Annotated in this window: 13 protein-coding genes; 7 read left to right on the top strand and 6 right to left on the bottom strand. The window is 44.2% G+C overall.

Annotated elements, in window-relative coordinates:
- Positions 1 to 127: 127 nt before the first annotated feature.
- The gene (locus L5M29_RS06145) at positions 128 to 1015 is read right to left on the bottom strand and encodes a LysR family transcriptional regulator (RefSeq protein ID WP_263166768.1); all 888 of its coding nucleotides are present in this window, start codon (positions 1013 to 1015) and stop codon (positions 128 to 130) included.
- 156 nt (positions 1016 to 1171) lie between these two features.
- Here L5M29_RS06145 and L5M29_RS06150 point away from each other — a divergent pair, with 156 nt between their 5' ends.
- The 4 genes from L5M29_RS06150 to L5M29_RS06165 all read left to right on the top strand — a co-directional run bounded on the left by L5M29_RS06150 (position 1172) and on the right by L5M29_RS06165 (position 8092).
- Positions 1172 to 1945 (top strand): TSUP family transporter, encoded by a 774-nt coding sequence (locus L5M29_RS06150; RefSeq protein ID WP_028760428.1) that lies wholly within the window; start codon positions 1172 to 1174, stop codon positions 1943 to 1945.
- 382 nt (positions 1946 to 2327) lie between these two features.
- Complete coding sequence (locus L5M29_RS06155) at positions 2328 to 3473, top strand: exonuclease SbcCD subunit D (RefSeq protein ID WP_263166769.1); 1146 nt, start codon at positions 2328 to 2330, stop codon at positions 3471 to 3473.
- Entirely contained in the window at positions 3470 to 6526 is a 3057-nt protein-coding gene (locus L5M29_RS06160; protein WP_263166770.1) for an AAA family ATPase, read from the top strand. The genes L5M29_RS06155 and L5M29_RS06160 overlap by 4 nt, the downstream gene beginning before the upstream one ends.
- Before the next feature lie 264 nt (positions 6527 to 6790).
- The gene (locus tag L5M29_RS06165; RefSeq protein ID WP_263166771.1) at positions 6791 to 8092 is read left to right on the top strand and encodes a peptidoglycan DD-metalloendopeptidase family protein; all 1302 of its coding nucleotides are present in this window, start codon (positions 6791 to 6793) and stop codon (positions 8090 to 8092) included.
- A 371-nt stretch (positions 8093 to 8463) separates the two neighbouring features.
- Here L5M29_RS06165 and L5M29_RS06170 read toward each other — a convergent pair whose 3' ends face one another.
- The 4 genes from L5M29_RS06170 to L5M29_RS06185 form a co-directional block, all read right to left on the bottom strand.
- Positions 8464 to 8919, bottom strand: a complete 456-nt coding sequence (locus L5M29_RS06170; RefSeq protein ID WP_168824106.1) for a hypothetical protein — start codon at positions 8917 to 8919, stop codon at positions 8464 to 8466.
- Positions 8920 to 9009: 90 nt separating this feature from the next.
- Positions 9010 to 9534 (bottom strand): M48 family metallopeptidase, encoded by a 525-nt coding sequence (locus tag L5M29_RS06175; protein WP_263166774.1) that lies wholly within the window; start codon positions 9532 to 9534, stop codon positions 9010 to 9012.
- Between the two features lie 48 nt (positions 9535 to 9582).
- A complete protein-coding gene (locus L5M29_RS06180) occupies positions 9583 to 10020 on the bottom strand; it encodes a DUF3010 family protein (protein WP_028760422.1) in 438 nt (145 codons plus the stop codon).
- A 203-nt stretch (positions 10021 to 10223) separates the two neighbouring features.
- Complete coding sequence (locus L5M29_RS06185; RefSeq protein WP_263166775.1) at positions 10224 to 11579, bottom strand: DEAD/DEAH box helicase; 1356 nt, start codon at positions 11577 to 11579, stop codon at positions 10224 to 10226.
- A 250-nt stretch (positions 11580 to 11829) separates the two neighbouring features.
- On the opposite strand from L5M29_RS06185, the gene rssA reads away from it, so the two are divergent.
- Positions 11830 to 12777 carry a patatin-like phospholipase RssA gene (gene rssA, locus L5M29_RS06190; RefSeq protein ID WP_105252908.1) on the top strand — a complete coding sequence of 316 codons (948 nt, stop codon included), beginning with the start codon at positions 11830 to 11832 and terminating at the stop codon, positions 12775 to 12777.
- Between the two features lie 134 nt (positions 12778 to 12911).
- Here rssA and L5M29_RS06195 read toward each other — a convergent pair whose 3' ends face one another.
- A complete protein-coding gene (locus tag L5M29_RS06195) occupies positions 12912 to 13922 on the bottom strand; it encodes an NADP-dependent oxidoreductase (RefSeq protein ID WP_263166777.1) in 1011 nt (336 codons plus the stop codon).
- A gap of 146 nt (positions 13923 to 14068) precedes the next feature.
- Between L5M29_RS06195 and L5M29_RS06200 the strand changes: the two genes are divergently transcribed.
- Positions 14069 to 14557 (top strand): MarR family winged helix-turn-helix transcriptional regulator, encoded by a 489-nt coding sequence (locus L5M29_RS06200; protein ID WP_105252906.1) that lies wholly within the window; start codon positions 14069 to 14071, stop codon positions 14555 to 14557.
- 119 nt (positions 14558 to 14676) lie between these two features.
- Positions 14677 to 15366, top strand: a complete 690-nt coding sequence (locus L5M29_RS06205) for a hypothetical protein (RefSeq protein WP_263166780.1) — start codon at positions 14677 to 14679, stop codon at positions 15364 to 15366.
- The last annotated feature ends 189 nt before the right edge of the window (positions 15367 to 15555 follow it).

The raw sequence follows: 15555 nt of genomic DNA on the forward strand, positions 1-15555 counted from the left end.
TAATAAACCACCTTTTGGGTGGTTTTTTATTGATGTTTTTCTGCGCTCCGTTAGTGTTCTCAATAGCCTCGTTTGGCACTTATAGCGTTATTGTGCCTCGCTTGAACTGAGATACGCTTAATCCAGATTAATGACGATAGGGCGCAAAAATCTCTAATAACCATTCGATAAAAGCTTGAGCTTTTAACGGCAGGCTTGGGGATTTTGGGGTGAGTAAATAATATCGATAGGGACTGGTAAAGGGGGCGTCGAAGGGGATGACTAAGCTGCCATTTGCCAGTTGTTCTTCGATGAAGAATCGCGGAATAAGTGCTGCGCCCATGCCACTCGCAGCCGCTTGACTCAACATATAAAAATGCTCGACACCAAAGGTTTGTGCTTGGGTGAGTGTTAAACCCACCTTTTCCGCCCAATACTCCCAAAGTTCTGGTCTGGTGGTGTGTTTCAGTAACGTGACGTGATTAATGTCCTCGATATTTTGCAGCTTAGGCGCTAGCGAAGGCGCGCAAACTAAGCATAAATCCTCATCCATCAGCTTGATATAATTCGCGCCCTTAGGGATAACTGTGCTACTACGGATCGCAATATCATAACGACCTTGGCTAAAATCCACGGCAAAGTCGCCAATGGATAAGTCGACATACAAGTGTGGATGGCGGGATTTAAACTGCTCCATTCTTGGAATGAGCCAATTGATGGTTAAGCTTGGAAGCACATTAATAGCTAAGGTTTGCGGCTTAGTGGGCTGACGGCGCAAGTCACTGGTAGCACTAGATAGTGTTTGCAGAGCGGCTTGAACATGGGGTAAATAGCGTTTGGCTTCATCGGTTAAACCGACTTTTTTGTGTAAGCGTACAAAGAGCGCAAAACCTAAATAATCCTCCAATACTCTGATTTGTTTGCTGACTGCGCCATGGGTGACATGCAACTCCTTGCTGGCTAATGTCATGCTCTGTAAACGTGCTGCGGCTTCGAAGGCACGGAGAGAATTGAGGGGTGGTAGTTCGGCAAACATTTTATTTCCTACTGCTGGAAAATCAGAACAGGACTCGGGATTTTGTGTGAGTTTATCTCACGCTGTGCCGACAATAACTCCTTTGCGTTTATTTGGCAAACGCAGTCTAATGTTCGGCAATCACTCTCTTTTTTATCAGAAGAATAATAAATCATCATGGAATTTGAACTGACTCTACAAATCGCAGCGATACTTTTTGCCGTCGCTATGGTGGCTGGTTTTATTGACTCAATCGCCGGTGGCGGAGGCTTGCTGACCATTCCTGCACTTATGTGGGCAGGCTTGCCGCCTGCGGTTGCCTTAGGGACAAATAAGCTGCAGGCCTGTGGCGGCAGTTTTTTTGCGAGTTTGTACTTTGTCCGTAAAGGGCTGGTTGATCTTAAATCCGTTAAGTTAGCCTTGATTTGTGCATTTATCGGTGCGGCATTGGGTACAATTCTAGTTCAACTTGTCGATACTGAAGTGCTGGAGTTGATGTTACCTTTTTTGATTTTGGCTATTGGTTGTTACTTTTTATTTTCGAAAAAGATTTCAGAAGATGATAAACATCAAGTGCTGACACCTACCGCATTTGCCTTTACTGCAGCATTGGGCGTGGGATTATACGATGGCTTTTTTGGCCCTGGTACTGGGAGCTTTTTTGCGCTGGCCTTTGTATCGCTAGCGGGGTTTGGTTTGGCGAAGGCAACTGCCCACGCAAAACTACTTAATTTCTCCACTAACATTGCTTCGCTGATCTTCTTTGCCTTGGGCGGAAAAGTGATTTGGTTATTAGGATTAGTCATGCTGGCAGGGCAAGCGATTGGTGCAACCTTGGGTTCTCGTCTCGTGGTCACTAAAGGTACAAAGATTATCAAGCCATTGGTGGTGACTATGTCCCTTGCTATGAGTTTTAAACTTTTGGCCAGCCAATATAATTTATTTTCGTAAACTCTTTGATATTAAGCATTTTATAAAACTCACTCATCAATAGAAGCTCTTTAAGCTGCGCATGAGTGTATCTTCGCGGCGTCCATCTTGGCTCAAAAGTTAAGCTGAGGTGGATATCACCCAAAAGATCCGCCAAATGACGACTTAAAACGTCTCATCCTACTTTGAGTTAGGTGTACTCTTTCAAGTTTTTTGAATAGTATTACCTGTCATTTTTAATACACTTTTTAGGCTTCCTATTGTTTTGGCGTGTATTTTAAATATTGTGTACATATTTAATCCGATTGATATAAGTGCAGTATCTATCTTGCTAGTCTTATCTGCATCGACGGGCGGCATGTGCGCTCGGGTTTAGCGCCACCACTTCTTTAAAAGAGCGATTATGAAATTTATCCACACCTCGGACTGGCACATAGGTCGTCAATTACACAACCAATCACTACTGGATGATCAAGCCTTTGTGCTCGAGCAAATTATTGCTCTAGCGGATGAACACAAGGTGGATGCCGTGATTGTGGCGGGGGATATTTATGACAGATCGATTCCGCCTGCGAATGCGGTCGCGCTGTTAGATGATGTGCTTAACCGCTTAGTACATGATTTAGGCCTGCAAGTCATTATGATTGCGGGTAACCACGATGGTCACGAGCGCTTAGGTTTTGCAGCAAAACAAATGGCGGCAAGTGGGTTACATATTATTGGGCCTTTGAGTGCTGACATTCATCCCATTACTTTATTGAGTTCAAGCGGTGATGTGGTGTTTTATCCCTTGCCCTATGCCGAACCTGCCACAGTGCGCCAAGTTTTTGAGTGTGAGGCTACAAGCCATGAGGCCGCAATGACGCTATTGCTTGAACAAGTACGCCAGCATGATAGCCAAGGTTTGCCGAAAGTGGTGATAAGCCATTGTTTTTTGGATGGTGGCAGTGAGTCAGAATCTGAGCGACCACTGAGCATTGGTGGCGCCGATAAAATATCGCCAACGCTATTTACTGAGTTTGATTATGTCGCTCTTGGGCATTTGCACGGACCGCAATACAAAGGTGCAGAGCATGTGCGCTACTCAGGATCGATTTTGAAGTATTCCTTTAGCGAACAACATCAACATAAGTCGGTGACCTTAGTCGAACTTAGCGCGCAAACGCCGATTAAAATTAGTTTATTGCCATTAACGTCGATACGCGATGTCCGTATCTTAGAAGGGGAGTTAGCCACATTACTCGCCCAAGGTAAAACGGATATCAAGCGTGAGGACTACCTTATGGTCAGACTCCTTGATAAACATGCCATTTTAGATGCTATGGGAAAATTGAGAGCAGTTTACCCTAATGTGCTGCATTTAGAGCGGACTGGTCTGATGGCGGGGCAGCAACAAGTCACCTTGAGCCGAGATCATATCAAAAAAGGCGAGATGGACATGTTCCGTGACTTTTTCTCTCAAGTGTCCGGCGAGTCATTAACACAAGCACAGCAAGCTGTGATGGATGAACTCCTGACTAAGCTACACAATGAGGAGCGCCAAGCATGAGACCACTTAGCCTTTCCATGTCAGCCTTTGGCCCCTTTGCATCGACGCAACAACTTGATTTTACGGCCTTAGGGACTAATCCGTTATTTTTGATTAATGGACCCACTGGTGCGGGTAAGACGACCTTGCTCGATGGTATTTGCTTTGCCCTCTATGGCAAAACCACAGGTAATGAGCGTGAAGGCAGCCAGATGCGCTGCGATATGGCCGATGATAGTCTGCTAACAGAAGTCACTTTTAGTTTTCAGTTGGGTAATAGCAGTTATCGTATTCGCCGTGTGCCAGAGCAAGACAGGGTTAAAAAAAGCGGTGACGGCTCAACGGTGCAGAAGCCCGAAGCTCAGTTATATAAGATAGACGCCGCGGGTAATGAAAGTTTGCTTGTAGTGAGCAAAGTCTCTGAGGCAACTGCTGAGATTGAAGCCTTAACTGGCCTCGATGTGGAGCAGTTTCGCCAAGTGATGGTGTTGCCACAGGGAAAATTTCGCGAATTGTTAATGGCAGACTCTAAAGCCAGAGAACTGATATTTAGTCAGCTATTTCAAACGCATATATACCGACGTATTGAAGATTCCTTAAAAAGTAAGGCTGCAGATATCCGCGCCTTAGTGAAAGATCAACGCAGTCGCCGTGATGGCATTTTACAAAGTGCGGGTTTGGCATCCGATGACGAGCTTAGCTGTGAATTAGCCAAGCTCACGCCAGAACTTGAAACTGCCCAAAGTGCGAAAGAACAAGCATTACAGCAGCAACAATGGGTGATAAAAACCAGCGATGCCGCCCAGCATTTATTGGCCGAATTTGCGCAGTTTGATGCCTTAACTCAAACGGTTGCTGCGCTTGATGCACAGCAAGAAAACATGGCTGCGCAAACCTATAAACTGAATTTGGCTAAACAGGCGCAGCACTTGGCACCCATGCTTGAGGTGTTTGTGGCCCGTGAGCAGGAAGCCAAGGCGGCAAGTCTTGCCCTTGAACATGCGAAAACAGCATTAATCCATGCTAAAAAAGCCTTCGATAACGCAGAGCTTAAGGCCGCTGATTTACCCGTGTTGGAAGCGTCGTTACTCGAACAGGAACAGGTTAAACAGCAACTGAATGCCTTAGGGCCGCAGCTCAGGGAATTGGATAGGCTTAATAAAACCCTTGAACAAGAGCAAACGCAACTCATTAGCGCGAAAACACAACTTCAGAACAGCAAACATGAGTTAGCCACTGTAGTCCAAAAACGCCGTGAATTGGAATCCGCTCTGCCGCAACTACAGGCCAATAGCGAAACTCGCCTCTCATTGCAACAAGCGCACCAGCAGCAACAGCAGTTATTGTCTACCTATCAGCAATGGCAACAAGTGGCGGCAAGGGTATCGTCCACACAGGCAAAACTTGTTGAGGCTAAAGTCAAAGGGCGACAACTCAGTGCTCAGCATCAGCAAGCACAGGTTACATATAAAGCCTTATTGTTGACTTGGCATCAAGGACAGGCCGCTATTTTAGCGCGGCAATTACAGCAAGATGAACCTTGCCCTGTTTGTGGAAGCCAAACACATCCACAGCCAGCACAAAGCCAAGAGCCACTCCCAAGTGATGAAGCGCTGCAATTAGCACTTGAGGCTGAAACGAATGCTCAAGAAATCCTGAGCAAAGCCAGAGCGGAATATCGTGGGCTACAAACGCAGTTAGAAACCTTGCAACAGCAAGCACAAGATCTCGCGGTCCAATTGGGCACTACGGTTGATATTCCTTTAGACGAACATACACATACCTTGTCGCAATACGCTTTTTCACTCACTCAAGCGGAGCAAGCCCATCAGCAGTTACAGCTGTTACAGCAAGAGATTGCATTGTTGCACGCACAGGAAACGCATCTACAACAAAAGCTAGAGCAAGGACAAATACACGACAGTGCACTGCAATCTAAAGTGGATATATTGCAGGGGCAGTTAGCGCAAATGCAGCAAAGTGTTCCATCTGCGCTTGCAACGCTTGAGGCCTTAACTGCAGCAATCGCGCAAAATCAGCAAAGTATCAGCCAAATTAAGCAACAGATTGCTAGTGTTAGGGATCTCCAACAACAGACTGGCCAATCTTTTGTTGCGGCTAAAGCGGCACTTAATGGTGCTGAAAATGCTGCTGAGGCGGCATTAGCCCAGCAAACGCGTGCACAGCAGCAACTCAATCAGCAATTAGTCGCAGCAGGTTTTGCCGATCAACAGGCCTTATTTGAGGCCATGATCGATGAAGAACAACAGCGTGCATTAGCCAGCGAGATTGAGGCTTACCAGCAGCGCAGTGCTTTGACTAAGGCACAGTGCGAGCAGTTAGCGCTTAGGCTTAAGGATAAAGTGCCACCTGATAGCATTAAGCTGGCTGCTGAGCTTGAGTTCGCGCAGCAAGCATTACACGCTGCCGAGCATGCATGGCAGTTGCTTCACACTCGCACAGTATTACTGATGCAAACTCAAACCCAGCTGAGTATTGCCGATGCAAAAGCTAAGGTTTTGGAAGATGAATATGCGGTTATCGGCACCCTTGCAGATGTCGCTAATGGAAATACAGGTAATAAGATCAGTCTGCAACGGTTTGTGTTAAGCGTACTGCTTGACGATGTGTTGTTAGAGGCAAGCCACAGGCTACACCTAATGAGCAAAGGGCGTTATCGTTTACTACGTAAGGAAGATAGGGCAAAGGGTAACAAAGCTTCTGGGCTCGAATTGGAAGTAGAAGATGCTTATACCTCCAAAGTGCGTCCTGTGGCCACCTTAAGCGGTGGTGAAAGTTTTATGGCAGCATTATCTATGGCGCTAGGCCTATCTGATGTAGTGCAAGCCTATGCAGGTGGTATTAAACTCGATACTTTATTTATCGATGAAGGCTTTGGCAGTTTAGATCAAGATTCTTTAGAACTGGCCATTCGGACCCTGATGGATTTGCAATCCTCTGGCCGCATGATAGGGGTGATCTCGCACGTGTCGGAAATGAAAGAGCAGATAAATACCCGCATCGACATCAATAAAACCTCACATGGGAGCGAAATGACGATAGTTTTGCCTTAGTTGCTCATTCTCACAGAGTGCGATAAATAACAAATTGTTTTATAAGTGTTATTTATTGTATCTCCTGTGTGTTTAACATTCGGATAATACACACAAAGTGAGTTGGAAATGCCAACTAGCGCATGTTTTTCATTAATGGTACAACAAAAGAGTGAAATAGCGTTTGTCATAATCGGTTTTTTGATATAAGTTGGAAAAAATTCGGGCTTCCCTCAAAGGGACTGGTCAAAAATAGAACGCAAAGTTAACGAAAGGTGAAAAGCGTTGCAAACAGGCAAACCCAACTTTATCAACTTATCGCAAACCCGTTTGCAGAACTTATCATCGACCCAAAAGAACATTCTATTAATGGGTAGTTTGTTGATGGGTGCTGCGATGTTGATGCCGAATAATAACCATGTTACGCCAACTGCTCAGCGTATCCCTGTTGTTCTCGATATTGAAAATATTCTCCCTCAAGTTTCTGAACTTGAAGTCCTAGATCAAGCTGCACTCATTAATAATGCTCCCCAGTTTGAGCGAATTATCGTTTCCGGTGATACCTTAAGTGGTTTATTTTCCAAGGCGGGTGTTGATCAGCAAACTATGTATAAGGTTTTAGAAGCTGATTTAAACATTTTGGCACTTGATACCCTGTTACCTGGTAACAGAATGCAATTTTGGCTTGATAGTGAAGGCCAGTTACAAAAATTAGAACTTTATTTTAACGCTGCCCGCCAAGTGGTTTTTACACGTTATGAAGACGGTAGTTTTAATGTTGAAGAAGTGAACGTTGAAGGTGTTTGGCAAAATCGAATTTTGACTGGTGATATTAAAGGTTCTTTCTACGTTTCAGCCCAAAAAATGGGTTTAGCCGCTGCAGATATTCAGCGAATTGAAGATTTACTCAAAGAAAAATTGAATTTTGCCCGTGATTTACGAGCTGGCGACAAATTCTCAGTTTTGGTAAATGATCAATATGTTGAAGGTGAACCGACGGGAAGTAGCCAAATTTTAGGCGTCAGTATTAAAAGTGGCCGTTCTGAAATTAGTGCATATCAATATTCTGATGGCAGTTATTATGATGCTAAAGGTCAGAGTTTAGTTCGGGCATTCCAACGTTATCCGTTAGCTAAACAACCGCGTATGAGTTCACGTTTTAACAGCCATCGCAAACACCCAATCACTGGGCGTATTTCTCCCCATAATGGAACAGACTTTTCTGTGCCGATCGGGACTAAAGTTATTGCACCTGGTGATGGAATTGTCAGTTTAGTTACGGACCATCAGTTTGCTGGTAAGTATATTGTGATTGAACATGGTGGTAAGTACCGTACCCGTTACCTACATTTGTCTAAGGCGTTAGTGCGTAAAGGCCAACGTGTAACTCGCGGTCAAGTGATTGCTTTATCTGGTAATACAGGTCGTTCGACTGGTCCACATTTGCATTATGAATTCCATATCAATGGTAAACCTGTTGATCCGTTGAAAGCCGATATTCCTATGTCGAGCAAGTTAGCGAATCAAGATTTACGCACATTCACTAATATGGTGAAGAGTCGTGAAGCTATAATGAACTTAGGTTAGCTAAACCTAAGCTAATAGAATTTATAGTATCAAAGTTTGAATAAACAATAGCACTGACTTTCTAGAAGAATTTATCAATGCCGATGGAATGAAAATTTCATCGGCATTTTTGTTTCCACAATACTTATTATGGTAGACATTTTCCTGCTATCACGAGTACTGTTCAAGTTGTATAAAAGCTTAAAATTTGTTCGATTCGAAGTCGTGGCGATAAAACATAAGGGATAAAATAGGTAGGATCTTCAGTTATAAGTGTTATAGCGAGTCATTCAAAAGGTTGTGAAGAGGAAAATTGTGCGGCTGAAGAGCTTATAACGTTTTTTATTAAGGACTGAACAGAGAACCAAATATGCAGTGCTAAATAGTGCCTATCAGCTTGCGTGGCGCCTTTGCATCACTTTTAATGCGCACTTGCACAATTTACCTTTTAATGCGGGACAGCCACCGCAGGGGGATTTTTTAAAGGGGCGTAATGCAAAGCTGTGTTCTGTGGGTAAAGGAGAAAGTCGAGTAATAATAGTCGATGAAAATGTCGCATCATTTGCGGCAATAAACTTAGCTTTTGCGAGTTTTAATTGTTTTTTGAGTGTTGATTTATTGCTAAGGGCAAATTCTTGCTGAGCAATATGCTTAGAGAGTAATTGGGTGAGGTGCTTTCGTTGAGCCTTTTTATTCTTCAAAGATTTATCAGTCTGCGCGCGTAGATGTGATGAGGATGTAATAGTGTTCCCTGTGTTTGAAACAGATTTAACCTGTGTTTTGAGTAGCTTTTTAGCTTGCTTTTTACACCACTTGCTTAAGAGTTTGTCGATATTCTGTTTCGTCATTGTCATTACAGTATTCTGCAGCGCTAGATACTATGACATTCTAAATGAAAACTATTATCAGTCAAGTTTTGGGTGAAAAATATACGAAGGTTAGGTGTCGATTTTATCTGTAGAATAAGGGGATATGTTAGCGTCGATGCAAGTCAATAATAAGCGCAAATCAAATTCAAACTGGTGATAATCCGGCTCCATATGAGTACACAAATTGTAGAAAGCTTTGTTGTGATCTTTTTCTTTTAAATGGGCTAATTCGTGTACGACAACCATACGCAACAAAGGTTCTGGCACACGCTTTAAACGCGAAGAAATGCGAATTTCGTTCTTCGCTTTGATTTTATTGCCTTGAACTCGTGCTACATAGGAATGCAAGCCAAGTGCATGATGACTAATATTAATTTTGTCATCAAATATCACTTTTGAGAGTGGTGAGGACTGGCGTAAAAATTGATTTTTAATCGTCTGAGTATAGTCGTACAGCGCTTTATCGCTACGAACGCTATGTATGACAGGATGACGTTTCAGCAATAGCTTGGGTAATGTGCCAGCATCGAGATGTTGCTGTACCTGCTGTTGAATATCAAGGCTGTAACCGTTTAAGTACTTTAATGGATTCATAGAGGATTTAGCTCCGAATGACTTCGGAGCCTGAGTTCATCACATTACTTAGACTTTGCCAAAAATTCGGCGATTTTGATGGGCATAAGCGGCTTCGAAAGCTAACTGCTGTACTTTTTTAAGATCTAAACTATCGAAATCAACTTGGGGGGGATTGCGCTTGTTTTGCTCTTTGATAGTGACAGGAGACAATAGACTGACAGGTAATTCCCCTAATTGAATTGCTGCTTCAAGTTTAAAGCTTGTCGCTGAACCCGCGAGTTTACCTTTTTGCTCACGTTCTATGATGACAACTTCATCAACGCGATAATCTTGCATAAGCTTATGAAAAGCGAAGTGAAACTCACGAATAGCTTCTGTGGTAGCAGATTGGGAAACGGTGAAAGACACCTTACGGCATTCTGGCACATTGAAGGTTTCACCTTCATAACTCAATAAACTGATAATGGCTTCGCCACCTTTTAATTCAACACCACAAACTCTCATGTTACACCTTCAAAATATCGATAATAGCGCTATTGTAGCTGGAAATGACCTCAGGATCAGCGTTTACCATGCGCTTTTGATTCGCTTGGCGACAGACTGATAATTTTAGTATATCAATTTCCAGTATTAGATCATGCCTATGTGATTTGTATCAGAGATAATATCTGATGTTAAATCCATCGGCATTTATGCATAAATTAGTTTTAAACTTCTTCAGTATCACTGTCTTGCAGTAATTGCGCCGCAGCAGGTTTTCTACGCATAGGAGCATCGCCGACATCCACGCCCGTGATGAAACGCTTATCCCGCGACGGTGCTGGTGTGGTTGCTTTGGTTCTTTTGCTCTTACCTTTAGCAAGCTCCGCTTTAGCAACACGTTTTACTGGCGTTTGTTTAGCTTTGCTTTTTAGACCACTAAATTTAGCTTCTAGGCCTGGAATTGTGCTGATCTCAAAGGTTTTTCTGAGGAAGACTTGGACTTTCTTAAAGTTGTCCCAATCTTTTGGCCCGACGAGCGATATCGCATCACCTTTTGCGCCTGCACGACCAGTACGGCCGATACGATGCACGTATTCTTCGGCAAATTTAGGCATGTCGAAGTTAACGACCAAAGACACATTGAGCAAATCCAGACCACGAGAGGCGACATCGGTCGTCACTAGGACTTGTTGTTGGCCACGGGCAAATTGGTCCATGATTTGGTTTCGTGCGGCCTGCTTTAAATCACCGCTTAGTGCGGCGGTTGCAAAACCTTGCGCGGTTAATTTAGCTGCTAAGCGCTCAGTATCTGGACGCGTCGCAGTAAAGATGATCACTTGTTTATGGGTTTCATCTTTGAGCAAACGGGCTAATAACGCTTCTTTATGGTCTAAGTGGTCACATAAAAAGATACGTTGATGAATATCGTTATGCTCAGAGTGAGCCGCGCCAATCGCCACATGTGCTGGATTTTTTAGTAATGTTGCTGCGATATCATTGATTTCGTCGTGATCTAACGTGGCAGAAAACATCAGCGTTTGACGGCGTTTATGATCTGCTGCATCGTTGATCGCTTTTAGTTGCGGTGCAAAGCCTAAATCTAACATGCGGTCGGCTTCATCGAGGACTAATAACTCTAAGCCATTGAGAAAAAGATGCTTCTGTTCTAAATGATCGGCGATACGGCCTGGAGTCGCGACAATAAAATGCGGTTCTTTCGCTAAGGCTTTGGCTTGGTCATTAAAGTTTTCACCGCCCAGTACGCTGATGGCCTTGTATTGGGTGTTGGCGACAAGCAGGCGAAGCTGACTATAAACCTGATGTGCTAGTTCGCGAGTCGGTAATAAAATCAAGACTCTAGGATCACGTTTCGACAGTGAGCGGGTAGAAATGACTCTTTGCAATGCGGGTAACAAAAACGCTAAGGTTTTACCTGAGCCCGTTTTTGATGACGCCATTAAATCTTTACCTGCCAATGCGATAGGCAGTGCTTGTTCCTGGATGGCGGTGGGTTCTGTGATCCCCATATGTTTTATGCTTTGAAGCAGACGCTGGTCCAGAGAAAAATCGGTAAATTGCAAAGGTATATCCCCTAAATCTTAGTAAGGGCAGATTATAGCCTTAATCGCCCTTGCTCAGCTATCCACATCGGTGATTATCTCTGCTTCATGCACGGATTGATGTAGAAAGTGTGCCATTTATGCTCTGTTGATTGTATTTATTTACATTGGTATTACAACCTCTTAATTGTGTCGTTTTTACCGATTGACAGTGGATATGGCAGGATTTTACGTTATCGTGTACTGCATTGAGTTACAGGAGAAATGATTTATGGCTAACGGAACAACCCCTTCGGTAGGTATTGCCTTGGGTAGTGGGGCGGCGAAAGGTTGGGCACATATAGGTGTATTGAATGGTTTAGCTGCCATGGGTATTAAGCCCGATAAAGTGGCTGGATGTTCGGTAGGGGCTTTAGTGGGTGCCGCTTACGCCCATGATCATTTACCCGAGTTAGAAAAATGGGTGCGCGGTTTTTCTAGTTGGGACGTGCTTGGCTTGATGGATATTCGATGGCGTAAGGGCGGGCTTATCGGCGGAGACAAGGTGTTCGATGTGCTGCATGCACGTATAGGAGATGTGAATATTGAGAATCTCAATCGTCCCTTTGCAGCCGTCGCGACTGACTTATACTCTGGTCAGGAAATTTGGTTTACTGAAGGGGATTTACGGCAAGCGGTACGGGCCTCTTGCTCCATGCCGGGGATTTTAGCTCCTGTCAGACAAGGAGAACGCTGGTTAGTCGATGGTGCTGTAGTGAATCCTGTTCCTGTTTCGGTCAGCCGCGCCATGGGCGTTGATGTGGTGATTGCAGTGGATTTATATGGCTATCATTCTGGGCGTATCCAAGTGTTACCCGTGAATATGACCAGCCAAAGGACTGTCCAAGCTGAAATGGATATGCCAGCGCGACAAGAAACGGGCTTTATGGATTTATTTGCCCGTGGCCGAGATTATGTCAGTAACCTAACCGATAAGTTTTCGCTCGGCACTAAATCGAATCCGGGGATGATTGCTGTGATGTCGCAATCTATGGGTATTTTAGAGCAAAGGCATAAACGGGCGCGGTTGATGGGCGATCCACCAGATATTTGTATTGTGCCAGAGGTGGGAAATATCGGCACTATGGAGTTTCATCGTGCTGATGAGGCGATTGCCGCCGGCGAAGCGGCGGTGGAGAAAGTCGCCCACTTGATTGAAGCAGCGCTCTGGAAGGGCTGATGAGGCAAAATGTAGAGTCAAAAGTTTTATATAGATAGCGTTTGATTGCCAGATAAACAAAAGTCGGTATCACTTTTGCGATACCGACTATTTGCTATCTCATATTGAGATGTTTATACCGCTTTGTTGGTGACTTAGGCTAGTTTTACCAACATTTTACCGCGATTCTTACCTTCAAATAGACCGATAAAAGCATCAGGTGCTTGTTCAAGCCCTTGATAAATTGTTTGTTCTGCTTTGACTTTACCTTCCGCTAACCATTGAGCCATTTTTGCGGTGAACTCAGGATAATGCGCCCAATGTTCGGATACGATAAAACCTTCTAACTTGAGTTTTCGCATTACAATTAGTGCTAAGTTGTCAGGGCCAGGTGTTGGAGTTGTGTTGTTATATTGCGAAATCATACCGCAAACAGCGATACGTCCATGATCTTTCATATTGCTCAGCGCTGCGGCTAAATGCTCGCCACCGACGTTCTCAAAATACACGTCAACCCCTTCTGGGGCTGCTTTTGTCAACGCTTGGGTGAGATTGCCACAAGTTTTGTAATTGATGACCGCATCAACACCATAACTTTTTAATAATTCAGCTTTTTCATCTGAACCGACAGAGGCTATTACACGAGCACCTATTAGTTTACCAATTTGGCAGGCTACGCTACCTACTGCGCCAGAGGCTGCGGAAACGAACAGTGTCTCACCCGCTTTTAAATCTGTAATGCGAGTCAGTCCTGTCCAAGCTGTCATGCCTGGCATTCCGAGTACGCCGAGGAAATGTGAATTATCAAGCGTAGTTCGTGGTAAAGCTGTCAGTCCTGCGGTATCTGTGACTGCGTGTTCACGCCAACCTAGCATGCTGCTGACTTTAGTACCAACCGGGAACTCGGTGTTTTTTGACGCTATAACTTCACCAATCGCACCGCCTTCTAAGACTTGATTTAAGGCGAAGGGCGGAACATAACTCTTGCGATCAACCATGCGCCCGCGCATGTAAGGGTCAACCGACATCCATAGATTTTTAATCAGCACTTGTCCATCAGCGAGCGGTGCTAATGCTTTATTTACTAAAGTAAAGTTCTGTGCCGTAGGCATGCCTTCTGGGCGACTAGCTAGATGGATTTCACGGGTTTCAGTCATACTCTTCATAAAAACTCACCTTTTGTTTGTGCGCAAACGAATGATGTTAACTCTACGTGGCTTTAAGATTGAATGCAAATAGTTTGCGCGCAAACTAGATGCGGTGGGACAGATCGGATAAGATAGCGTTATGTTTAAATGACAGGCGCTTAAACGTGCAGAATTGCTTACCTCAACCTGAGCTAGACGCTACAAAACAGACTCATAGCCAAGCTTCTAGCGATCCACTCTGTTTATCCGATAATGTTTGTTTCGCGTTATATTCTGCGAGCAATGCATTAGTGCGTGCTTATCGGCCTCTACTCGAGGCATACGAGTTAACTTTCCCTCAATATTTAGTGATGCAAACCCTGTGGCGTCAAAACGGCTGCAGCCAAACCCAGCTATCAATGGCGACTAAACTCGATATGGGAACCCTAACGCCAATCGTCAAGCGGTTAGAGTTGAAGGGGTTGATTACGCGATTAGCCTGCGTTGAAGATGAGCGGAAAAAGCTGATCACTCTGACAAGTCAAGGAGAGGGTATCAGGCACGAAGCTCTTGCCTTGAAGCAAACCTTACTAGATAAAGTGCAGATGGACGCTGAGGCACTCGATTTACTAAGGCGGCAATGTCTTGCCTTGATCGAAGATATACAGTCCTAGATATAAGTTGGTTTATGCATAGTGATGCTATTAACTCAGCGGTTGCACTGATTAATACTTGATTGGCTTAGTTTTTGCTTTAAAACCGTCATTGAGTCTTAGACGCCGAATTTTTGACGATGAATTCTATTTTAAATGCCTTTAATCTTAATCGCAGCAGTGCCAGTATCGCCGATGCCTATGGTGCCAATAGCCAAAAGACGAGCACGGCTAAAACCGATACTACGATAGAAACAAATAAAACGCAGACGGATGCTACCAAACCCGATAACGGTAAAACCGATGAGATAGCGCTGTCGCCAAGGGCGCAACGCGCACAGAAAATTCAATCGATGGCGAAGGATTTTTTTGCCGATGGTCAATTTGGCGTCGCCGATATTCCCGCATTGGTGTCGCGCTTACAAAAAGATGGCATTTTATCGGATGTGCAACTCGAGCGTTTATCGAAAAACGGTATTACAGTGCCGAGCACAACGACGCCGACTAAACAATCGTTGCAAGATTTTTTAGATGATGAAATCAAATCATTAGCTAAAAAATCACCCAATAATCCTCTTATCAATACCTTAGTTGATGCTAAGAGCGTCTTAACCAATATGGATGATGCTCAGTCGCCGGTGCTAGCCCAGAAGGCCACGAAAGTCCTTAGCCAATTGACGGATTATTTGAATTCTGAACCTCCGCTTACGGATGCTGAAAAGCAGCAGTGGCAGGGGCTAAAATCTATGATGCAACTCGCTTCATCTATGGGGGCACATCAATCTGCATCGGGCCAACTCAGTAGTTATCTTGCGCTTGCTAAACGTTAATTCACATCCATAGTGCGTGATAAACACAAATTGTCACGCATTCAACTAGCTGGGTTTAATCAGCAGGTCAAGGCGCAATTTTCAGATAATTGGGCCTAGCTGCAGTTCTTGTTTGTTCTTTTATTTCATCCTAAAAACTATGATCTGGATCATGGACTCCTTACCGTCATTGTAGCCTAATGCTCTACA

Origin of the sequence: Shewanella sp. SM95 (assembly GCF_025653595.1) — a bacterium.
Classification (GTDB): domain Bacteria; phylum Pseudomonadota; class Gammaproteobacteria; order Enterobacterales; family Shewanellaceae; genus Shewanella; species Shewanella oncorhynchi.